Origin of the sequence: Streptomyces sp. NBC_01803 (assembly GCF_035917415.1) — a bacterium.
GTDB lineage: Bacteria > Actinomycetota > Actinomycetes > Streptomycetales > Streptomycetaceae > Streptomyces.
In genome coordinates this window covers 2,971,773-2,992,331 of record NZ_CP109073.1, presented here as the reverse complement: position 1 = coordinate 2,992,331, position 20,559 = coordinate 2,971,773, and the positions used below count along the sequence as shown (strand labels likewise).

General features: G+C 71.3%; 20 protein-coding genes and 1 tRNA gene. 15 read left to right on the top strand and 6 right to left on the bottom strand.

From position 1 onward, the window contains the following. Positions 1 to 62: 62 nt before the first annotated feature. The 3 genes from OIE51_RS13305 to OIE51_RS13295 are packed head-to-tail and all read left to right on the top strand — an operon-like array spanning position 63 to position 2,885. Positions 63 to 1,523 carry a replication initiator gene (locus OIE51_RS13305; protein ID WP_326597863.1) on the top strand — a complete coding sequence of 487 codons (1,461 nt, stop codon included), beginning with the start codon at positions 63 to 65 and terminating at the stop codon, positions 1,521 to 1,523. Then, positions 1,520 to 1,732 carry an excisionase family DNA-binding protein gene (locus OIE51_RS13300; RefSeq protein WP_326597862.1) on the top strand — a complete coding sequence of 71 codons (213 nt, stop codon included), beginning with the start codon at positions 1,520 to 1,522 and terminating at the stop codon, positions 1,730 to 1,732. Before OIE51_RS13305 ends, OIE51_RS13300 begins: the two co-directional genes overlap by 4 nt. Position 1,733: 1 nt before the next feature. Beyond that, positions 1,734 to 2,885: a tyrosine-type recombinase/integrase gene (locus OIE51_RS13295; RefSeq protein WP_326597861.1), complete on the top strand. Its 1,152-nt coding sequence runs from the start codon at positions 1,734 to 1,736 to the stop codon at positions 2,883 to 2,885. A gap of 63 nt (positions 2,886 to 2,948) precedes the next feature. Here OIE51_RS13295 and OIE51_RS13290 read toward each other — a convergent pair. Further along, positions 2,949 to 3,022 (bottom strand) — tRNA-Gly (locus OIE51_RS13290). 293 nt (positions 3,023 to 3,315) lie between these two features. Then, positions 3,316 to 3,891, bottom strand: coding sequence for a dCTP deaminase (gene dcd / locus OIE51_RS13285; protein WP_326597860.1), 576 nt, complete (start codon positions 3,889 to 3,891; stop codon positions 3,316 to 3,318). A gap of 24 nt (positions 3,892 to 3,915) precedes the next feature. Between dcd and OIE51_RS13280 the strand changes: the two genes are divergently transcribed. Next, positions 3,916 to 4,368, top strand: a complete 453-nt coding sequence (locus tag OIE51_RS13280) for a DUF3574 domain-containing protein (protein WP_442811916.1) — start codon at positions 3,916 to 3,918, stop codon at positions 4,366 to 4,368. A 37-nt stretch (positions 4,369 to 4,405) separates the two neighbouring features. Here OIE51_RS13280 and OIE51_RS13275 read toward each other — a convergent pair whose 3' ends face one another. Both OIE51_RS13275 and OIE51_RS13270 read right to left on the bottom strand, forming a co-directional pair. Then, positions 4,406 to 5,092 carry a Yip1 family protein gene (locus OIE51_RS13275; protein ID WP_442811915.1) on the bottom strand — a complete coding sequence of 229 codons (687 nt, stop codon included), beginning with the start codon at positions 5,090 to 5,092 and terminating at the stop codon, positions 4,406 to 4,408. 2 nt (positions 5,093 to 5,094) lie between these two features. Then, a complete protein-coding gene (locus tag OIE51_RS13270) occupies positions 5,095 to 7,302 on the bottom strand; it encodes a (Fe-S)-binding protein (protein ID WP_326597859.1) in 2,208 nt (735 codons plus the stop codon). A 289-nt stretch (positions 7,303 to 7,591) separates the two neighbouring features. Between OIE51_RS13270 and OIE51_RS13265 the strand changes: the two genes are divergently transcribed. The 9 genes from OIE51_RS13265 to OIE51_RS13225 all read left to right on the top strand — a co-directional run bounded on the left by OIE51_RS13265 (position 7,592) and on the right by OIE51_RS13225 (position 15,754). Then, positions 7,592 to 8,200, top strand: a complete 609-nt coding sequence (locus tag OIE51_RS13265; protein WP_326600614.1) for an NADPH-dependent FMN reductase — start codon at positions 7,592 to 7,594, stop codon at positions 8,198 to 8,200. Between the two features lie 193 nt (positions 8,201 to 8,393). Beyond that, positions 8,394 to 9,401, top strand: a complete 1,008-nt coding sequence (locus tag OIE51_RS13260) for an LCP family protein (RefSeq protein ID WP_326597858.1) — start codon at positions 8,394 to 8,396, stop codon at positions 9,399 to 9,401. A 135-nt stretch (positions 9,402 to 9,536) separates the two neighbouring features. Then, the gene (locus tag OIE51_RS13255) at positions 9,537 to 10,181 is read left to right on the top strand and encodes an NADPH-dependent F420 reductase (RefSeq protein WP_326597857.1); all 645 of its coding nucleotides are present in this window, start codon (positions 9,537 to 9,539) and stop codon (positions 10,179 to 10,181) included. A 15-nt stretch (positions 10,182 to 10,196) separates the two neighbouring features. Then, a complete protein-coding gene (locus tag OIE51_RS13250; protein WP_442811914.1) occupies positions 10,197 to 10,952 on the top strand; it encodes a peptidoglycan recognition protein family protein in 756 nt (251 codons plus the stop codon). A gap of 29 nt (positions 10,953 to 10,981) precedes the next feature. After that, positions 10,982 to 11,401: a hypothetical protein gene (locus tag OIE51_RS13245; protein WP_326597855.1), complete on the top strand. Its 420-nt coding sequence runs from the start codon at positions 10,982 to 10,984 to the stop codon at positions 11,399 to 11,401. Between the two features lie 97 nt (positions 11,402 to 11,498). Continuing rightward, entirely contained in the window at positions 11,499 to 13,355 is a 1,857-nt protein-coding gene (gene dnaK / locus OIE51_RS13240; protein ID WP_326597854.1) for a molecular chaperone DnaK, read from the top strand. Next, entirely contained in the window at positions 13,352 to 14,053 is a 702-nt protein-coding gene (gene grpE, locus OIE51_RS13235) for a nucleotide exchange factor GrpE (protein ID WP_326597853.1), read from the top strand. The genes dnaK and grpE overlap by 4 nt, the downstream gene beginning before the upstream one ends. A 42-nt stretch (positions 14,054 to 14,095) precedes the next feature. After that, the gene (dnaJ, locus tag OIE51_RS13230) at positions 14,096 to 15,298 is read left to right on the top strand and encodes a molecular chaperone DnaJ (protein ID WP_326597852.1); all 1,203 of its coding nucleotides are present in this window, start codon (positions 14,096 to 14,098) and stop codon (positions 15,296 to 15,298) included. Positions 15,299 to 15,304: 6 nt separating this feature from the next. Then, positions 15,305 to 15,754, top strand: a complete 450-nt coding sequence (locus OIE51_RS13225) for a heat shock protein transcriptional repressor HspR (RefSeq protein WP_326597851.1) — start codon at positions 15,305 to 15,307, stop codon at positions 15,752 to 15,754. Positions 15,755 to 15,773: 19 nt separating this feature from the next. Here OIE51_RS13225 and OIE51_RS13220 read toward each other — a convergent pair whose 3' ends face one another. Continuing rightward, positions 15,774 to 16,406: a phosphatase PAP2 family protein gene (locus OIE51_RS13220; RefSeq protein WP_326597850.1), complete on the bottom strand. Its 633-nt coding sequence runs from the start codon at positions 16,404 to 16,406 to the stop codon at positions 15,774 to 15,776. Between the two features lie 61 nt (positions 16,407 to 16,467). After that, positions 16,468 to 16,629 carry a hypothetical protein gene (locus OIE51_RS13215; protein ID WP_326597849.1) on the bottom strand — a complete coding sequence of 54 codons (162 nt, stop codon included), beginning with the start codon at positions 16,627 to 16,629 and terminating at the stop codon, positions 16,468 to 16,470. Positions 16,630 to 16,942: 313 nt separating this feature from the next. Between OIE51_RS13215 and OIE51_RS13210 the strand changes: the two genes are divergently transcribed. Together OIE51_RS13210 and clpB are read left to right on the top strand one after the other, a co-directional pair. Further along, positions 16,943 to 17,725, top strand: coding sequence for a trypsin-like serine peptidase (locus tag OIE51_RS13210; RefSeq protein WP_326597848.1), 783 nt, complete (start codon positions 16,943 to 16,945; stop codon positions 17,723 to 17,725). Between the two features lie 155 nt (positions 17,726 to 17,880). Then, positions 17,881 to 20,505 carry an ATP-dependent chaperone ClpB gene (gene clpB / locus OIE51_RS13205; protein WP_326597847.1) on the top strand — a complete coding sequence of 875 codons (2,625 nt, stop codon included), beginning with the start codon at positions 17,881 to 17,883 and terminating at the stop codon, positions 20,503 to 20,505. The last annotated feature ends 54 nt before the right edge of the window (positions 20,506 to 20,559 follow it).

Genomic DNA, 20,559 nt, shown 5'->3' with positions numbered 1-20,559 from the left:
CGCCTGCCAGCTTGACCGCCCCCGGCCGGGCGTCACACCGATCACTCGGAGGACACCTCAGCATGACACCCGCTGCCCCGAACCGGCCGCTGAGTCCCGCCGTGCGGGACCTGCTCGAACTGGCCGGACACAACGACTTCGACCGCGTGCGCGGCCGGATCGAGAACGTCTCCGGCTGCGCCCGGCCCGTCCAACTCGTCGGCCAAAGCCTCACCGTGGACGGCGCGACCGGCGAGGTTCTGCACGCCTTCAACACCGCCGAGGAACCGACCGGCCGACTCCTCGTCCCGTGCGGCAACCGTCGCGCCTCGCGCTGCCCCGCCTGCTCGCGCGTGTACGCGGCGGACACGTTCCACCTGATCCGCGCGGGACTTGTCGGCGGCAAGGCCGTTCCGGAGGCGGTGCGCACGCACCCGCGCGTGTTCGCCACGCTCACCGCCCCCTCGTTCGGCGCGGTCCACTCCCGGCCGACGACACCGACCGGCCGCCGACTGCCGTGCCGCTGCGGCGAATGGCACGCCTCGGACGATGCGGCGCTCGGCACACCGGTCCGGCCTGACAGCTACGACTACCCCGGGGCCGTGCTCTGGAACGCGCACGCCTCCGCACTGTGGGCGCGGTTCACGACCTACCTGCGTCGCGAAGTGGCCGCCCTGCTCGGCATGACGCAGAAGGCGCTCACGGCTGTGCTCCGGGTGTCCTTCGCCAAGGTCGCCGAGTACCAGCGGCGCGGCCTGGTCCACTTCCACGCGGTGATCCGTTTCGACGGACCGGAGGGTTCCGCCACACCTCCGCCACGGGACGCGACAGCCGACGTGCTGATCGTCGCCGTCCGCAACGCCGCACGCCGAGTGGAACTCACCCTCGACTCGGACGCGGTGGGGGAACGGGTGCTGCGGTGGGGCAAGCAGCTCGACGTACGCGAGATCGCGGGCTTCGGCGCCGGGGCCGAACTCACCGACAAGGCCGTTGCCGCCTACATCGCCAAGTACGCCACGAAGGGCGCGGAGTCCTCGGGAACCGTTGATCAACCGCTGTACTGCCGGGCCTGCGACGGACGGGGCCGTGTGGCCGACCTGGACTGCCGGCCGTGCGGCGGCACCGGTCAGCGGGAGCCCGTCGCCTTGCTCCCCGCGGAGCGGCATGCCCGGCAGATGATCCGGACCTGCTGGGAGCTGGGGCAGCTTCCGGAGTTCGCCGAACTCAAGCTCTGGAAGTGGGCGCACATGCTCGGGTTCCGTGGCCACTTCTCCACCAAGTCACGCCGCTACTCGACCACCCTCGGCGCACTCCGCGACGTTCGCCGTGCCTGGCGCCGCGATCAGGCTGCCGCTCGCCTCGGCCTGGTGGAGCGCGACGGCGGGAGCACGCTCGTCGTCGAGTCGTCGCTGTCCTACGCCGGGTCGGGCTACCGAGCGGGCGAGGAACTGCTCGCGGCCACGGTCCGCTACGAACGTGCCCTGGCGCGACAACTCGCTTGTGAGGGAGAACTCGGGTTCTCGACCGGGGGTGCGGCCCGATGAAGGACCGATACCTGAGCGTGGCCGAGGTGGCCGAGGTGCTGGGGACCACCGTGCGTTTCCCGCGTCGGCTGATCGCTGAACGCCGGATCACCTTCGTCAAGGTCGGGCGGCACGTCCGCATACCCGAGAGCGCGCTTGCCGCCTACGTCGACGCGAACACCGTCCGACCGGCCCAGCGGCGGCGGAACCGGTACGGAAGGGCTGCCTGACATGGCCAATGGGAAGGGGAAGCGCCGCCGTTTCGGAGCGATCCGGAAGTTGCCGTCCGGACGCTGGCAGGCGCGGTACCCGGGACCCGATGGCGTCATGCGTCCCGCTGATCGCACCTTCGAGACCTCGGGGGACGCGGATGACTGGCTGGCGGAGAAGCGAACCGAGCTGCGGCGTGGGGAGTGGCACGACCCCGACGCCGGGGCGGTCAACTTCGCCGAGTATGCCGTTCAGTGGGTCGATGAGCGGGACTTGGCCGCGACCACGGAGGAGCTGTACCGGCGGCTTCTGCGGCTGCATGTCCTGCCGACGTTCGGCGGGCTCGACCTGGACGAGATCACGCCGCCACGTGTCCGGACCTGGCGGGCCGAGCTGCTGAAAGCGACCGGGGCGACCACGGTCGCGAAGTGCTATCGGTTGCTGAAGGCCATCATGGAGACGGCCGTCGATGACGAGTTGATCCGCCGGAATCCCTGCCGCATCAAGGGGGCCGGAAAGGAGTCCGCTCCGGAACGGCCCGTCGCCACGGTGGCCCAGGTGGACGCGCTGGCTGATGCCATGGGGCCGCGCTGGCGGCTGATGGTCTATCTCGCCGCGTACGGTCCGGCCCGGCCGGAGGAACAGGCCGAGATGCGGCGGCCGGATGTCGATTTGGACGTGCCGGGCGTGTGGGTGCGGCGGGCCGCTCCCGAGCTGACGACCGGACGCAGGGTCGTGGGTGATACCAAATCGGCCGCCGGAAAGCGGCTCATCGCGCTTCCGGCCTTCATGGCGAAAGACCTGCGCCGGCATCTCGACTGGTACGCCGAAAAGGCACCGGACGGGTTGCTGTTCGTGGGGGAGAAGGGCAAGCCGTTCCGGCGGTCCACCTTCGGGCGGAAGTGGCGCAAGGCTCGGGTCAAGGTCGGACTGCCGGAAGACTTCCGTTTCTACGACCTGCGGCACACCGGACACACGCTCTCGACGCAGAGCGGGGCGACGCTGAAGGACACGATGGTCCGTGCGGGCCAGTCCTCGGAGAAGGCCGCGATGATCTACCAGCACTCGAACCACGAACGTCAGCGGGAGGTCGCGGCCGGGATCAACGCCCGGGTCGAGGCGCAGCGGGCAGCGGCCGGTGAATCTGGCACGGATCTGGCACGCGGGGGGTAAATCGGTCTAGACAACACAACGGCCCAGGTTCGGGATCATGTCCCTGACCTGGGCCTTAACCGTTGGAGCGGGCGACGAGAATCGAACTCGCGCTCTGAGCTTGGGAAGCTCATGTTCTACCATTAAACTACGCCCGCGAAGATCGACTGAGAGCCGACCGTCAGCCTCAGCTTACCGCATCTCCCATGTCCCCCGGTACGGCGGAGTGCCGGTGCCGGGGTGTGTCGGGTTCATCCCCTGATGTTGGCTTTCTTCATCAAGTCGCAGGGGAGAGGGAAGTGTTGGAGACCGCCACCGTCGTCCGCTGTGTCGAGGGGCACGTCTTTCGTGCCGGGCGGTTTCCCCTGGCGCGGCTCGGGGCGAGCGGATCGGGCGCTCGCGGTTGTTGCGGTGTCCGGGGTGTGGTCGGTTGCGGAGTGCCGTGCCGGTGTCAGACGCGGGTGCGGTGGAAGTTCAGGTAGGAGCGGGAGGCGGTCGGGCCGCGTTGGTCCTGGTAGCGGGAGCCGACTCCACTTGAGCCGTAGGGGCGTTCGGCCGGGGAGGTCAGGCGGAAGAGGCAGAGCTGGCCGATCTTCATGCCGGGCCAGAGCTTCATCGGGAGCGTCGCCACGTTGGACAGCTCCAGGGTGACGTGGCCGGTGAAGCCGGGGTCGATGAAGCCGGCCGTCGAGTGGGTGAGGAGGCCGAGGCGGCCCAGGGAGCTCTTGCCCTCCAGACGCGAGGCGATGTCGTCCGGGAGGCTGATCACCTCGTAGGTGGAGGCCAGCACGAACTCGCCCGGGTGGAGAATGAACGGCTCCTCGCCCGGCGGTTCGATCGTCCGAGTGAGGTCGGGCTGTTCGACCGAGGGGTCGATGTGAGGGTAGCGATGGTTCTCGAAGACCCGGAAGTAGCGGTCGAGCCGGACGTCGATGCTGGAGGGCTGCACCATCGTCGGGTCGTAGGGGTCGACCCGGATCCGCCCCGCGTCGATTTCGGTACGGATGTCCTTGTCTGACAGAAGCACGTCCTGAGGTTACCGGAGGTGGTTGTGTTCCTGAGGGTCGGTACGGCGCTGCTCACTGGACTGCTCGTCGGTGGGGGCGGGTCCGTCGCCTATGCGGAGTTGGCGGAGGCACAAGGGGAAAGGGAAGAGGCAGAGGAAAGGGAAGGGGCGGCCTACGCCGAGACGCGGCTCTTCTTCGGGACCGCGCGGCCGGGGGGCGGGGCCGAGGTCACCGAGGAGGAGTTCCGCGCGTTCGTCGCCGAGGTGATCACGCCACTCTTCCCGGACGGGCTCACCGTCCAGGAGGGGGACGGGCAGTGGCGCGACGAGCACGGGGTCATCGAACGGGAGCGGTCGTACGAGGTCGTGCTGTTCTACCCGGCCGGGGAGGCCCGGGAGCGGGGGGAGGGGGTGGAGGAGATCAGGGGGGAGTACGAGAAGAGGTTCGACCAGGGGTCCGTCGCCCGCGTCGACGACCGGGTCCGGGTCGACTTCTAGATCTTTCTGGATCTTTCTGGATCCTCCTGGATCCCTTCTAGATCGTGCCGAGCTTGACCAGCATCAGCAGGCCCAGGAGCTGGATGACCGAGGCGGCCAGGGCCCTGGGCCACGGGATCTCGTGGGAGCGGCTGACCATCATCGTGAACAGCACGCCCGCGAAGAGCCACGTGGCCCAGCCCAGCACCTGGACGACCGGGGCGGCGCCGCCCAGGAAGAGGGCCAGGGCCAGGCGTGGCACGTCCGTCAGCACCATGATCAGCATGGCCAGGCCGGCGGTCGGCGCCCACAGGCCGTTCCCGCCGAACTGGCGGGCCAGGTTGTGCGTCACCGTGCTCAGCACCAGCGCGCCCAGCACCATCGCCACGCCCGTGAACAGCAGGTACGGCGCCACCGTGGACGCCGTCGTGTCCAGGATCGACTCGCGGGCCTCGTCCAGGCCGAAGACCGCGACCATGCCGTAGAGGAACGTGACGATCAGCGCCGGCGCCCATATGGGGTAGTCGCGCATCCGCCAGAACGTCGGGCTCGGTCGGAACACGATCCCGGTCAGCAGCTCCTGCCACCGCAGCGGCGGGAGCTGCGGTGGCGCCGCGGCCTCGGGCTCCGGGGCTCCGCCGCCGCGGTAGTCCCCGGGGTGGGGATACGGCGGCGGAGCCTGATACGGCGGAGGGGCCTGGTAATACGGCGGCTGCTGGTCGCGCTTCCTTCTGAATCCGGCCACGCCTATGAACGTACCGTGTCCGGCTCTTCGACAGCAGCTTCGGGCGCCCGCTGTACAGAGTCGAGAAGAAGCTGTGCCACATCCACGACCCTCAGCTCCTCCTTGGCCTTGCCGTCGTTCTTCTTGCCGTTGACGGAGTCGGAGAGCATGACGAGGCAGAAGGGGCAGGCGGTGGAGACGATGTCGGGGTTGAGGGCGAGGGCCTCGTCCACGCGCTCCTCGTTGATGCGCTTGCCGATGCGCTCCTCCATCCACATCCGCGCGCCGCCGGCGCCGCAGCAGAAGCCGCGCTCCTTGTGGCGGTGCATCTCCTCGTTCCGCAGGCCGGGGACGCGGCCGATGATCTCGCGGGGCGGGGTGTAGACCTTGTTGTGGCGGCCCAGGTAGCACGGGTCGTGGTAGGTGATCAGGCCCTCGACCGGGGTGACGGGGATGAGCTTGCCGTCGTCGATCAGGGTCTGGAGCAGCTGCGTGTGGTGGATGACCTCGTAGTGGCCGCCGAGCTGCGGGTACTCCTTGGCGATGGTGTTGAAGCAGTGCGGGCAGGTCGCGACGATCCTCTTCTTGGACTTCTCGACCACCTTGCCCTCCTCCGCGTCCTCGCCGAAGGCCATGTTGAGCATCTCGACATTCTGCTGGCCGAGCTGCTGGAAGAGGAACTCGTTGCCCAGCCGCCGCGCCGAGTCACCGGTGCAGGACTCGTCGCCGCCCATGATCGCGAACTTCACGCCGGCGATGTGGAGCAGCTCCGCGAACGCCTTGGTGGTCTTCTTGGCACGGTCCTCCAGGGCGCCGGCGCAGCCGACCCAGTAGAGGTAGTCGACCTCGGTGAGGTCCTCGATGTCCTGGCCGACGATCGGCACGTCGAACTCGACCTCTTTGACCCACTCCAGGCGCTTCTTCTTCGCCAGGCCCCACGGGTTGCCCTTGCGCTCCAGGTTCTTGAGCATCGTGCCCGCCTCGCTCGGGAAGGCCGACTCGATCATCACCTGGTAGCGGCGCATGTCCACGATGTGGTCGACGTGCTCGATGTCCACCGGGCACTGCTCGACGCAGGCGCCGCAGGTGGTGCAGGACCACAGCACGTCCGGGTCGATGACGCCCTGCTCCTCGGCGGTGCCGATCAGCGGGCGCTCGGCCTCGGCCACCGCGGCGGCGGGCACGCCCTCCTTGTTCTCGCCGGCCAGCAGGTAGGGCGCCTTGGCGTGGGCGTGGTCGCGCAGCGACATGATCAGCAGCTTCGGCGACAGCGGCTTGCCGGTGTTCCAGGCGGGGCACTGCGACTGGCAGCGACCGCACTCGGTGCAGGTCGAGAAGTCCAGCAGGCCCTTCCAGGAGAAGTGCTCCACCTGGGAGACGCCGAACTGGTCGTCCTCGCCCGGATCCTCGAAGTCGATCGGCTTGCCGCCCGACGTCATCGGCAGCAGCGCGCCCAGCGAAGTGGCGCCGTCGGCGTTCCGCTTCAGCCAGATGTTGGGGAACGCCAGGAAGCGGTGCCAGGCGACACCCATGTCCGTGTTGAGCGCGACCGTGATGGCCCAGATCATCGTCGTGCCGAGCTTGATCATGGCGACGAGGTAGACCAGGGTCTGGAGGGTGTCGTGGCTCAGGCCGTCGAGCGCGGCGACCAGGGGGTAGGAGAGGAAGTATCCCGCCTCGTAGCCCTCCACGTGGTGGAGGGCGCCCTCCAGGCCGCGCAGCATTATGATCGCGGCGCCGATGGTCAGGATGACGTACTCGACGAAGTACGCCTGCCAGGTGGTCGAGCCCGCGAAGCGGGACTTGCGGCCGAGCCGGCGCGGGACGCTGAGCTGCCTGATCGTGATCAACGTCACGATGCCCAGGACGGTCATCGCGGCGATGAACTCGATGTACATCTCGTAGGGCACGAAGCCGCCGAGCACGGGCAGCGTCCAGTCGGCCTCGAAGAGCTGGCCGTACGCCTGGACGATCGTCAGGCCCAGGGTGAGGAAGCCGATGGCGACGAACCAGTGCGCTACGCCGATGATCCCCCACCTGTTCATGCGCGTGTGACCCAGGAATTCCTTGGTCAGTGTGACGCTGCGGGCGGTGGGATCGTCGGTTCGGGCACCCGCGGGCAATGACTGGCCGATGCGCAAGAAACGGACGATCTCCCCAACAGCCCTGCTGAACAGGGCGATGGCGATCGCGGTGAGCACCAGCGAGACGATGATCGCGGCGAGTTGCATGTCGGCTCCTCGGACCTGCGGGCGGGGGCAAGCAGGGCTAGCAACATAGCCCAGAGCCATCTTACTAGGCAGTAACTTGCCGGGTCGCCTTGGTCACGTCGGTTCGGTCACGTCGACTGGGTCACGTCGGTTCGGTCACGTCGAGGGTGCGCGGCCCGCCGCTTGACTTCAAGGCCCCTTGAAGTATGACGCTTCTTCCCAGTTGGCCGGTCCGTCACCGGCCACCCGAAGGATGAGGGGATCCGCCATGTCCGGTACCCGTACCAGCACCACTACCAGTCCCGTGCCCATGCCCGTGCCCACCACCGCGCTCGCCCGCACCGCCGCCCCGCTGCGGTTGGCCGTGATCGTCGGCAGCGTTCGCGCCGGCCGGTTCGGGCCGACCGTGGCCCGCTGGTTCGCGGAGCGGGCCGCCGGCCGCGGCGACATGACCGTGGACACCGTGGACCTCGCCGACGCCGGAACGCTGCCGCTGGAGATGTCGGCCCCGCCAGGCGGGGCCGACGAGGGGCCGGGGCTGACCGCGCGGCTGGCCGCGGCCGACGCCTTCGCCGTCGTCACCCCCGAGTACAACCACAGCTACCCGGCCGCGCTGAAGAACGTCATCGACTGGCACCACAAGGAGTGGCACGCCAAGCCGGTCGGGTTCGTCTCCTACGGCGGCGTCTCCGGCGGGCTGCGCGCGGTCGAGCACCTGCGCGGCGTCTTCGCGGAGCTGCACGCCGTCACCGTGCGGGACACGGTCAGCTTCCACTCGGCCTGGAGCGGGTTCGACGACGCGGGCCGGCCGCTCGACGCGGAGGGCAGCGGCGGCGCGGCCACGACGATGCTCGACCAGCTCGCCTGGTGGGGCGACGTATTGCGCGAGGCCCGCGCCGCCCGCCCCTACACGGCCTGAGGGTCCGGGGCCGGACGCGGGAGCCGGAGGCCGGACGCGGGGGCCGGCCGGACGCGCCGACCGGCGGGCCGACCGGCCCACGGCCGCGCGTCCGATCGGTGGAAGCCGTCGAACAATAAGCCCACATGCCTTATAACACCCGTTCCGGACCGCAGGATGGACCCCCACGAGCGAGCCGGAAAGGTGGGCTGCCATGGCTGTCCATATGACGCGCGGTCAGCGGGTGTGGTGGTGGCTGCTGCTGGCCTTCGGAGTGCTGCTGGCGATCACGGCGGGCACCGCCTTGTGGGCCTACCAGAGGCTGGACGGGAACATCGCGACCGACCGCGCCGCCGCCGAGGCGCTGGACGAGCACGCCGGCGAACGGCCGGCCGCCGTCGGCGAGGCGCGGGACATCCTGCTGATCGGCGACGACTGGGGCTCGGGCACGGGCAACGCCCGCTCCGACACCGTTCTGCTGCCGCACCTGTCCGGCGACGGCGAACGGGCCGAGGCGGTGAACGTGCCGCGCGACATCGTGGTGGACCTCCCCGCCTGCCGGACCGAGGACGGCGGCCGGAGCGAGGCCCGCACCGCCCAGTTCGACGGGGCCTACCAGTACGGCGGCGCGGCCTGCGCCATCCGCGCGTTCGAGCGGCTGACCGACATCCGGATCGACCACCACCTGGTGCTCGGCTTCGAGGGCTTCGCCGACATCATCGACGCGGTGGGCGGCGTCGAGGTCGAGCTGGCCCAGGACGAGCACGACCCCAACGTGGGCCACCACCTGTCCGCCGGGCGGCACGTCCTCGACGGCGAACAGGCCCTCGCCTACGTCCGCGCCCGGGTGTACGTCGGCGACGACAGCGATCTGCACCGGATCGTCCGGCAGCAGGAGTTCCTCGGGCTCCTTCACGACGAGCTGACGGACGGCGGGACCCTCGCCAACCCGGCCCGCCTCTACCCGGTGCTGGAGGCCGTGACCTCCGCGATCACCGGCGACTCCGGGCTCGACTCGCTCGACGAGCTGCGCCGTCTCGTCCAGGATGTCCAGGATGTCCAGGCGGTCCCGGACGGCGGACTGACGTTCCGCACCGTGCCCACGCTCCCGCACCCCACCCAGGACGACCGCCTCACCCTGGACCCCTCCGCCGCCGGCCGCCTCTTCGCCGCTCTGCGCCAGGACCGGCCGCTGCCGCCCCCGGACGAGCCGGAGCGGTAGGGCCGGAGCGGTAGGGCCGGAGTGGTGGGGCCGGAGTGGTGGGGCCTGAGCGGTCGAGGGTGGCATGAGGGCGGGGTGAGGGCGGCGGTCGTCGTCCCGGATGCGGGCCGCCTGGGGGCGTGCTGGCATGGAGAGATGAAGGTGACGATCGTGGGCGCGGGCGCCATGGCCCGTGGCATAGCGACCAGAGCGCTGGTCGGCGGGCACGGCGTCCGGCTGCTGGACCGGTCGGCCAAGAAGGCGGCCGACCTCGCCGACGAGCTGCGCCGGGCCGCCCCCGGCGGGGACGTCGAGCGGTCCGACGCGATAGCCGTGGAGGACGCCGACCTGGTGGTGCTCGCCGTGCCGTACCCGGCCGGCCGCGCGGTGGCGGCCGAGTACGGCACGGCGCTGGTCGGCTCGGTGCTGGTCGACATCTCCAACCCCGTCGACTTCGCCACCCTCGACTCCCTCACCGTGCCCGCGGGCACCTCGGCCGCCGAGCAGATCGCCGCCGAGGCGGCGCCCGGCGTCCCGGTGGTGAAGGCGTTCAACACCACTTTCGCCGCCACCCTGGTCGACGGACAGGTGGCGGGCCGGCCGCTGGACGTGCTGATCGCCGGCGACGACGAGGACGGCAAGCGCGCCGTCGCCGGGCTGGCGTCCTCGGGCGGGCTGCGCCCCCTTGACATCGGGCCCCTGCGCCGGGCCCGCGAGCTGGAGGGACTCCAGCTCCTGCACATGGCCGCCCAGGAGCGGCTCGGCCTGAACTGGTCGAGCGCCGTCGCGATCCTCCCCTGAGGCCGGGAGAGCGCCGTGTGGTCCCGCCGGACAGCCGTATGGGTGACCCTCGCGCCGCTCGCCGCCGTGCTGACCTGGAGCGCCCCGCCGCTGTCCGCGCCGCCCGTCACCGGGACGCCGCCCGCCGCCGGGCCCCGCCACCCCGCCGTCGAACGGACGGCCCCCGCACCCCGGATCATCAGCCGCGAGGTGTGGGGCGCGGACGAGAGCCTGCGCCGGGAGGCGGTGACCTACACGGGCGCGGCCCGCGCGGTCTTCGTGCACCACACCAACCACCCCGACGACTACGACTGCGCCGACGTCCCCGAGATGCTGCGCGCGATGCAGGCCGACCACGTGCTGGGCAAGGGCTGGGACGACCTGGGCTACAACTTCGTGGTCGACAAGTGTGGCCGGATCTATGAAGGCCGGGCCGGCGGCATGGACCGTTTCGTGATGGGCGCGCACACCAGCGGCTTCAACGCGGACAGCGTGGGCGTCGCGGCGCTCGGCGACTTCCCCGCGGGCACCGAGGTGCCGAGCCCGCTGGTGTCCGCCATCGCCGAGATCGCCGCCTGGAAGCTGCGCACCGGCACGGACCCGCGCGACCAGGTGCGGATGGTGTCCACCAACGACGCCGCCCGGGTACCGGAGGGCGAGCCGGCCGAGCTGGAGGTCATCTCCGGCCACCGCGACATCGTGCACACCCACTGTCCGGGGGACGCGCTCCACGACGAGCTGCCCACCATCCGCGCCGAGGCCGCCCGGCTGCGGATCGCCGGCCGGCACTGACCGGTGTCACCCCCTGCCGCCCTGGGCTGATGCCGCGATGGCCGCGCACGCTGCCGCTGCCGCTGCCGCTGCCGCTGCCGCTGCCGCTGCCGCTGCCGCTGCCGCCGTTGCTGCTGGTGACGGTGGCGCTGGCCGCGGAGCCGGTGTCGCCGCTGGGCCTGGGCCTGGGCCTGGGCGTCGGCGCTCCGCAGCCGCGTCCGGAGACCGTGGCGCCGCGGATGGGCGATCCGCTGCTCGGGAACACGGATGGCGTGATCCAGGCCCGGGACGGCGCGGGGGCGTTCCATCCGCTCGCCGACCGGGTGACGGGGCGGCTGGGCGCGGGGTGGCCAGGGGGGCCGCCGACGCCGGAGGGGCTGGTGGAGTATGGGTGGTGGGACGTGCGTGAGTTCGCCGCCGGGATCGGCGACGACGTGGCGCTGCTCGGCTTGAGCCTGGAGGGCGGATAAGAGTTGAGCCACACCCGCTCAGGACATTTGACGGAGGTCCACAGCTGCGGCACTCTTGAGTCAGTCGCACTCAAGCTAGTAGTTGGAGGATATCGAAATGGCACGTGCGGTCGGCATCGACCTGGGCACGACGAACTCCGTCGTCAGTGTTCTCGAAGGCGGTGAGCCCACCGTCATCACCAACGCCGAGGGCGCCAGGACCACGCCGTCCGTTGTGGCCTTCGCGAAGAACGGCGAGGTGCTGGTCGGCGAGGTGGCCAAGCGCCAGGCCGTCACCAACGTGGACCGGACGATCCGCTCGGTCAAGCGCCACATGGGCACCGACTGGAAGATCGGGCTGGACGGCAAGGACTTCAACCCCCAGCAGATCAGCGCCTTCATCCTGCAGAAGCTGAAGCGGGACGCCGAGGCGTATCTGGGCGAGAAGGTCACGGACGCGGTCATCACCGTCCCGGCGTACTTCAACGACCACGAGCGGCAGGCCACCAAGGAGGCCGGTGAGATCGCGGGGCTGAACGTGCTCCGCATCGTCAACGAGCCCACCGCCGCCGCCCTCGCCTACGGCCTGGAGAAGGACGACCAGACCATCCTGGTCTTCGACCTCGGTGGCGGCACCTTCGACGTCTCGTTGCTGGAGATCGGCGACGGCGTGGTCGAGGTCAAGGCGACCAACGGTGACAACCACCTCGGTGGTGACGACTGGGACCAGCGCGTCGTGGACCACCTGGTCCGCCAGTTCCAGAACGCGCACGGTGTGGACCTGGCCAAGGACAAGATGGCCCTCCAGCGGCTGCGCGAGTCCGCCGAGAAGGCGAAGATCGAGCTGTCCTCGTCCACCGAGACCACGATCAACCTGCCCTACATCACGGCGTCGGCCGAGGGCCCGCTGCACATGGACGAGAAGCTCACCCGGGCGCAGTTCCAGCAGCTCACCGCCGACCTGCTGGAGCGCTGCAAGACCCCGTTCCACAACGTGATCAAGGACGCCGGGATCCACCTGTCCGAGATCGACCACGTGGTCCTGGTCGGCGGCTCGACCCGGATGCCCGCCGTCGCGGAGCTGGTGCGCGAGCTGACCGGCGGCAAGGACGCCAACAAGGGCGTGAACCCGGACGAGGTCGTCGCCATCGGCGCCAGCCTCCAGGCCGGCGTGCTCAAGGGCGAGGTCAAGGACGTCCTGCTGCTCGACGTCACCCCGCTGTCCCTCGGCATCGAGACCAAGGGCGGCATCATGACCAAGCTGATCGAGCGCAACACCACGATCCCCACCAAGCGCTCCGAGATCTTCACCACGGCCGAGGACAACCAGCCGTCGGTGCAGATCCAGGTCTACCAGGGCGAGCGCGAGATCGCGGCGTACAACAAGAAGCTCGGGATGTTCGAGCTGACCGGCCTGCCCCCGGCGCCGCGCGGCGTCCCGCAGATCGAGGTCACCTTCGACATCGACGCCAACGGCATCATGCACGTCTCCGCCAAGGACCTCGGTACCGGCAAGGAGCAGCGGATGACCGTCACCGGCGGCTCCGCGCTGCCGAAGGACGACATCGAGCGGATGATGCGCGACGCCGAGCAGTACGCGGACGAGGACGCCCGTCGCCGGGAGGCCGCCGAGACGCGCAACCAGGCCGAGCAGCTCGTCTACTCCACGGAGAACTTCATCAAGGAGAACTCCGAGAAGGTCCCCAGCGAGGTGAAGACCGAGGTCGAGGCCGCCATCGCCGACCTGAAGGAGAAGCTGAAGGGCGAGGACACCGCGGCGATCCGCGAGGCGTCCGAGAAGGTCGCGGCCACCAGCCAGAAGCTGGGACAGGCGATGTACGCCGACGCCCAGGCGGCCCAGGCGGCCGGCGACTCCGCACCCGGCGGTACCGAGAGCGCCGCCCCCGGCGCCGATGAGGACGTCGTGGACGCCGAGATCGTGGACGACGACAAGCCGAAGGGCGGTGCGGCGTGACTCAGGACCCGCAGGGCTTCGACAAGGAGCCCGAGGTCCCCGACGCCGAGGCGACGACCCCCGAAGTGCCCGCCGAGTCTTCCGTCTCCGACGAGCTCGGCGGGGGCGCCGCCCCCTCCGGGGACGGCGCCGCCGAGTCGACGGCGTCGCAGGACCCCAAGGACGCGAAGGACCGCCAGGACATCGCTCTGACGGCCCAGCTCGACCAGGCCCGCTCGGCGCTGAGCGAGCGCACCCAGGATCTCCAGCGGCTCCAGGCGGAGTTCCAGAACTACCGCCGCCGGGTCGAGCGGGACCGGATCGCGGTCAAGGAGATGGCCGTGGCCAATCTCCTGACCGAGCTGCTGCCGGTGCTCGACGACATCGGCCGCGCCCGGGACCACGGGGAGTTGGTCGGCGGCTTCAAACAGGTCGCCGAGTCGCTGGAGACGGTCGCCGCGAAGATGGGGCTGATGCAGTTCGGCAAGGAGGGCGAGCCTTTTGACCCGATGGTGCACGAGGCCCTGATGCACAGCTACTCGCCGGATGTCACCGAGACGACGTGCGTGCAGATCCTCCAGCCTGGGTACCGCATCGGCGAGCGCACGATCCGGCCCGCCCGGGTCGGCGTCGCCGAGCCGCAGCCGGGCAAGCCGGCCGACCAGCAGGACGAGAGCGCATCCGAGAAGGACGACGGCGGTGGCCCGGACGAGGGCTGACGTGACGGGAGACCCGAGTCAGCGGAAGGAGGGGCGCCGGGGATGAGCACCAAGGACTTCATCGAGAAGGACTACTACAAGGTCCTCGGCGTTCCGAAGGACGCGACCGAGGCGGAGATCAAGAAGGCGTACCGCAAGCTCGCCCGGGAGAACCACCCGGACGCGAACAAGGGGGACGCCAGGGCCGAGGACCGCTTCAAGAGCGTCTCCGAGGCATATGACGTGCTCGGCGACGCCCGGCGGCGCAAGGAGTACGACGAGGCCCGCGCCCTCTTCGGGAACGGCGGTTTCCGGCCGGGGCCCGGCGCGGGCGGGCAGTTCAACTTCGACTTGGGTGATCTCTTCGGCGGCGGTGCGCAGCCCGGGGGGCCCGGCGGGCCCTCCGGGCCCGGCGCCCCCGGGGCCGGCGGCTTCGGTGGCGGTCTGGGGGACGTCTTCGGCGGCCTGTTCAACCGGCCGGGCCCGGGTGCGCGCACGCAGCCCCGGCGCGGCCAGGACATCGAGTCCGAGGTGACGCTCAGCTTCACCGAGGCGGTGGCCGGGGCGACCGTTCCGCTGCGGATGTCGTCCAGCGCGGCCTGCAAGGCGTGCTCCGGGACCGGCGACAAGAACGGCACGCCGCGGGTGTGCCCGACCTGCGTCGGCACCGGGCAGGTCAGCCGGGGCGGCGGGGGCGGCTTCTCGCTCACCGACCCCTGTGTGGACTGCCGGGGCCGGGGGCTGATCGCGCAGGACCCCTGCCCCGTGTGCCGGGGCAGCGGCCGGGCGACCAGCTCGCGCACCATGCAGGTCCGCATCCCGGCCGGCGTGGACGACGGGCAGCGCATCCGGCTGCGCGGCAAGGGCGCGCCGGGCGAGCGCGGCGGGCCCAACGGCGACCTGTACGTCGTGGTGCACGTCGACGAGCACCCGGTCTTCGGCCGTCGTGGCGACAATCTGACCATCGCCGTGCCGGTGACCTTTCCGGAGGCCGCGCTCGGTGCTGAGATCAGGGTGCCGACGCTGAGCGGCCCGCCCGTCACGCTCAAGCTGCCGCCGGGCACGCCCGGCGGACGCACGATGCGCGCGCGCGGCAAGGGCGCGGTCCGCAAGGACGGCACCCGGGGCGATCTGCTGGTCACCATCGAGGTGGCCGTGCCGCGCGAGCTGGGCGACGAGGCGCGGAAGGCCCTTGAGGAATACCGCGCCGCGGTGGAGGGCGAGGATCCTCGGGCAGGGCTGTTCGAGGCCGCGAAGGGAGAGTAACGAGAGATGGACGGCCGGAACGGACACAGCAACCCCTATGAACTGACCGACGAGTCTCCGGTGTACGTCATCTCGGTAGCGGCACAGCTCTCCGGACTGCACCCGCAGACGCTGCGCCAGTACGACCGGCTGGGCCTGGTCTCCCCGGACCGTACCGCCGGCCGCGGCCGGCGGTACTCGGCGCGGGACATCCGGCTGCTGCGCGAGGTGCAGCGGCTGTCCCAGGTCGAGGGCATCAACCTGGCCGGCATCAAGCGGATCATCGAGCTGGAGAAGCAGGTCGCAGCCCTCCAGGCCGCGGTGGCCGACCTCCAGCAGGCGGTGGAGGGCGCCGCCAGCGCGATGCGCCAGCGCGAGGCCCAGGTGCACGCCTCCTACCGCCGCGATCTGGTCCCGTACCAGGACGTCCGCCACTCGGCGGCGATCGTCGTCTGGCGTCCGGACCGCCGGGGCTGACCCCCGCGCGGGCCCGCGTTCACTCCCGGGTCCGGCCCAGGGCGCGGGCCAGCGGAGGCAGGAACGCGCAGCACAGGGCGGTGGCGAACAGCCAGCCACCCACGATGTCGGTCGGCCAGTGCACCCCCAGATAGACGCGGCTGACGCCGACCGCCACCGCCCACACGGCGGGAACGCCGATCGCCAGCGCGCGGGTGACGGTGCGGTGGCAGTAGGGCAGCAGCGCGGCGGCCAGGCCGATCGCGGTGAGCGCCGAGGTGGTGGCGTGGCCCGACGGCAGCGCGTCACCGTTGACGTGCCGCGTCCAGTCCTCGGCCGGCGGCCTGGCCCGGTCCACGGCGGTGACCAGGGCGTAGCGCAGCCACTGGGCCAGCACCAGCGCCCCCAGGCCCGCGAGCGCGCCCAGCCACCACCGGCGTGGTGCCGCCAGGGCGCCCGCGAGGGCGGCCAGCAGGTGCGGCAGGCCCCGGCTCCCGCTGTCGGTGATGACCGTGAAGACATCGACCCAGCCCGGTGTGCGGTGCTCCAGCGCCCAGTCGTGCGCGGCGGTGTCCACCCCGAACGGGCTGTCGCCCCGGAGAGTGACCACCGCGACCAGCACGGCCAGCAGGATGGCGGCGGCCGAGGCGGCGAGGTAGCGGCGCGGCGGCATGCTGAGCAACTCTAGCCGCAGCCCCCGCCGTCCCGGCGTCCCGGCCGCGCCGGGGTGGCGGTTACGCGGCGGACCACCTCAGCTCGACATCGCTCGCTCTCACATAGCCGACACGGTGGCCGAGCTGGATCTGGTGAAACGTCTCGCCGCGCACCACGGTGTGCGGAGCCGGGTCGAAGGTGACGGCCCGGTAGTACGCGCTGTCCGTGCGCGGGCCGACCACGTACTCCTGGTCCGCCGGGAGGTGGAGGACAGCGGCGAGACGGCGGCCCGGACCGGGATGTCCGCCTGATCGGCGGCGGCCTCGGCCAGGGTGCGCGAAGAGGCGGGCGACGCGGGCGCCGCCCGGCCGGGCCGGGGTTCGCCGCGCCGCGCCGGGCTGCCTGCCGTGCGGCACAGGTCCACACCGATGGCGAACTCCCTTGCTTCGCCGGATCTTTACCACCCTCATGGCCCTCGTCAACGCGGGCGCGCGCCACACTCGTTCGGCGGACGGTGACTGGACATGCCCGATCGGTGATCACAGGGTTGTCCCTATGCGAATCGCCCGACTGCCGATACCCGCCGCCGTCGCCGCCGTGCTGCTGGTGGTCGCCGCGCCGCCCGCCGTGGCCGCCGAGCCGTGGCGGGACGGCGCCATCCCTACCGTGGGCAAGCTGATCTGGGACGCGGGCGGCGGTCGGCTCGGGCTCTGTTCGGGGGCCGTCGTGGACGCCCCGAACGGCAGCGTGGTCGCCACCGCCGCGCACTGCGCGCGCACCCGCGAGCAGCCGGAGCCGCCGCCGGAGGTGTGGTTCGTGCCCGGCTACGACCATGCCCGGGACACCTGGCGCGAGGACGGCTGGCGGGTCGCGTCGTTCCACACGCCGGAGGGCTGGGACGTCGCCCGCGACACGGCCGAGATCCTGCCGCACGACTACGCCTTCCTCACCCTCGCCGAGAAGGACGGGCGCACGGTCCAGGAGGCGCACGGCGCCAACCGGCTCGCGTTCGAGCCCCTGAAGGAGGGGGAGTGGGTCGCCGCGCTGGGGTACCCGGCGGCGGCGCCGTACGACGGCGAGTCGCTGCGGTACTGCGCGGGCGGGACCGATGTGCTGACCGAGGGCGAGGCGCAGGAGCCGAACCTCGGTGGGCTGCTGCTGGACGACTGCGACATGACCGCCGGATCGAGCGGCGGGCCCTGGCTGCGGGACTACGACCGGGCCACCGAGTCGGGCACGCTGGTGGCCGTGATGTCGGTGGGCAGCGGCGAGGGACAGGTGGTCGGCCGGCCGTTCCCGGAGGCCGCGCGGGAGCTGCTCGCCGCGGCGGGGGCGTAGTCGGCCGGCGGATCGTCAGCGCGGTCACGAGCGGCGATATCAGGGCCGGAGAGCTCCACCGAAAGCGGCTTGAGTGGAATAGACTCAACTTATCGTACGTTGGATCTAGCAGGCTTAGCTTTTCAAGATCATATGCTCATGGAGGAGACGGCCCAGTGAACGCCGAGCTGACCAACAGGAGCCGGGACGCGATCAGCGCGGCCAACGACCGCGCCCTGACCGGCGGCCACCCCGACATCACCCCCGCGCACCTGCTGCTGGCCCTGCTCTCCGGCCAGGACAACGAGAACGTGCGGGACCTGCTCGCGGCCGTCGGCGCCGACCAGGCCGCGCTGCGCTCCGGCGCCGAGCGGCTGCTCGCGGCGCTGCCCAGCGTGCAGGGCGCGTCCGTCGCCAAGCCGCAGCCCGACCGCGAGCTGCTGGCCGTGCTCGCCGACGCCGCCCGGCGCGCCAAGGAGCTGGGCGACGCCTATGTCTCCACCGAGCACCTGCTGATCGGGCTGGCCGCCAAGGGCGGGCGGGCCGGCGATCTGCTCACCGGCCAGGGCGCCGCCGACCGCAAGCTGCTGGACGCCTTCCAGGCGAGCCGCGGCGAGCAGCGCGTCACCACGGCCGACCCCGAGGGCGTCTACAAGGCGCTGGAGAAGTTCGGCACGGACTTCACGGCGGCGGCCCGCGAGGGTCGGCTCGACCCGGTGATCGGCCGGGACCACGAGATCCGGCGCGTGGTGCAGGTGCTCTCCCGCCGCACCAAGAACAACCCCGTTCTCATCGGCGAGCCCGGCGTCGGCAAGACCGCCGTGGTGGAGGGCCTGGCCCAGCGCATCGTCAAGGGCGACGTTCCCGAGTCGCTGAAGAACAAGCGGCTCGTCTCGCTGGACCTCGGCGCCATGGTCGCCGGGGCGAAGTACCGGGGCGAGTTCGAGGAGCGGCTGAAGGCCGTGCTGGGCGAGATCAAGGACAGCGGCGGCCAGATCATCACGTTCATCGACGAGCTGCACACGGTCGTCGGCGCGGGCGCCGGCGGCGACTCGGCCATGGACGCGGGGAACATGCTCAAGCCCATGCTGGCCCGCGGCGAGCTGCGCATGGTCGGCGCGACGACGCTGGACGAGTACCGCGAGCGGATCGAGAAGGACGCCGCCCTGGAGCGCCGCTTCCAGCAGGTGCTGGTCGCCGAGCCCAGCGTCGAGGACACCATCGCGATCCTGCGCGGCCTCAAGGGCCGGTACGAGGCGCACCACAAGGTGCAGATCGCCGACGCCTCCCTGGTGGCCGCCGCGGCGCTCTCCGACCGGTACATCACCTCCCGCTTCCTGCCGGACAAGGCCATCGACCTGGTGGACGAGGCCGCCTCGCGGCTGCGGATGGAGATCGACTCCTCGCCCGTGGAGATCGACGAGCTCCAGCGCTCCGTCGACCGGCTGAAGATGGAGGAGATGGCGCTCGTCAACGAGTCCGACGCCTCCTCCCAGGAGCGGCTGGCCCGGCTGCGGCGCGAGCTGGCCGACCGTGAGGAGGAGCTGCGGGGCCTCACCGCCCGCTGGGAGAAGGAGAAGCAGAGCCTGAACCGGGTCGGTGAGCTGAAGGAGCGGCTGGACGAGCAGCGCGGCCTGGCCGAACGCGCCCAGCGCGACGGCGACTTCGAGACCGCCTCCAAGCTGCTCTACGGCGAGATCCCGGCCCTGGAGCGGGAGCTGGCCGCCGCCTCCGAGGCCGAGCAGGAGGCCGCGGCCACCACCATGGTCAAGGAGGAGGTCGGCCCGGACGACATCGCGGACGTGGTGTCCTCCTGGACCGGCATCCCGGCCGGGCGGCTGCTGGAGGGCGAGACCGAGAAGCTGCTGCGCATGGAGGAGGGGCTCGGCAAGCGGCTGATCGGCCAGACCGAGGCCGTGCGGGCCGTCTCGGACGCGGTGCGCCGCAGCCGGGCCGGCGTCGCGGACCCGGACCGGCCCACCGGCTCCTTCCTCTTCCTGGGCCCGACCGGCGTGGGCAAGACGGAGCTGGCCAAGGCGCTGGCGGACTTCCTCTTCGACGACGAGCGGGCCATGGTCCGCATCGACATGAGCGAGTATGGCGAGAAGCACTCGGTGGCCCGGCTCGTCGGCGCGCCCCCCGGCTATGTGGGGTACGAGGAGGGCGGCCAGCTCACCGAGGCGGTGCGGCGGCGCCCGTACACGGTGGTCCTGCTGGACGAGGTGGAGAAGGCGCACCACGAGGTCTTCGACATCCTGCTCCAGGTGCTGGACGACGGACGGCTGACGGACGGCCAGGGCCGGACGGTCGACTTCCGCAACACCATCCTCATCCTCACCTCCAACCTCGGCAGCCAGCACCTGGTTGACGCTCTCTCCTCGCCCGGCCTCGGGCAGGAGGGGCTCATGAAGGCCGCCGACCGGCGCGAGGAGGTGCTGGCGGCGGTGCGGGCCGCGTTCCGGCCCGAGTTCCTCAACCGGCTGGACGACATCGTGATCTTCGGCGCGCTCGGCGGCGAGGAGCTGGGCCGCATCGCGCGGCTCCAGATCGACTCGCTCCAACGGCGGCTGGCCGACCGGCGGCTCACCCTCGACGTCACCCAGCTCGCCCTCGGCTGGCTGGCCGACGAGGGGAACGACCCGGCGTACGGCGCCCGCCCGCTGCGGCGGCTGGTGCAGACCGCGATCGGGGACCCGCTGGCCCGGAAGATCCTCGGCGGCGAGGTGCGGGACGGCGACACCGTCCGGGTGGACGTGGCGCTGGACGGCGGGCTGACGATCGAGGCCGTGCGCCCGGCCTGACCCTGCCCCCCGGCTGTCCCGATCCCGATCCGATCCCATACCGGCTGCGGTCCG

Bases quoted from the DNA above. Each gene is read 5' to 3' on its own strand.
- OIE51_RS13305 (WP_326597863.1), top strand. From the start codon at position 63: ATGACACCCGCTGCCCCGAACCGGCCGCTGAGTCCCGCCGTGCGGGAC.
- OIE51_RS13300 (WP_326597862.1), top strand. From the start codon at position 1,520: ATGAAGGACCGATACCTGAGCGTGGCCGAGGTGGCCGAGGTGCTGGGG.
- OIE51_RS13295 (WP_326597861.1), top strand. From the start codon at position 1,734: ATGGCCAATGGGAAGGGGAAGCGCCGCCGTTTCGGAGCGATCCGGAAG.
- OIE51_RS13270 (WP_326597859.1), bottom strand. From the start codon at position 7,302: ATGCAACTCGCCGCGATCATCGTCTCGCTGGTGCTCACCGCGATCGCC.
- OIE51_RS13265 (WP_326600614.1), top strand. From the start codon at position 7,592: ATGCCCGTGCCCACCACCGCGCTCGCCCGCACCGCCGCCCCGCTGCGG.
- OIE51_RS13260 (WP_326597858.1), top strand. From the start codon at position 8,394: ATGGCTGTCCATATGACGCGCGGTCAGCGGGTGTGGTGGTGGCTGCTG.
- OIE51_RS13255 (WP_326597857.1), top strand. From the start codon at position 9,537: ATGAAGGTGACGATCGTGGGCGCGGGCGCCATGGCCCGTGGCATAGCG.
- OIE51_RS13245 (WP_326597855.1), top strand. From the start codon at position 10,982: ATGCCGCGATGGCCGCGCACGCTGCCGCTGCCGCTGCCGCTGCCGCTG.
- dnaK (WP_326597854.1), top strand. From the start codon at position 11,499: ATGGCACGTGCGGTCGGCATCGACCTGGGCACGACGAACTCCGTCGTC.
- dnaJ (WP_326597852.1), top strand. From the start codon at position 14,096: ATGAGCACCAAGGACTTCATCGAGAAGGACTACTACAAGGTCCTCGGC.
- OIE51_RS13225 (WP_326597851.1), top strand. From the start codon at position 15,305: ATGGACGGCCGGAACGGACACAGCAACCCCTATGAACTGACCGACGAG.
- OIE51_RS13220 (WP_326597850.1), bottom strand. From the start codon at position 16,406: ATGCCGCCGCGCCGCTACCTCGCCGCCTCGGCCGCCGCCATCCTGCTG.
- OIE51_RS13210 (WP_326597848.1), top strand. From the start codon at position 16,943: ATGCGAATCGCCCGACTGCCGATACCCGCCGCCGTCGCCGCCGTGCTG.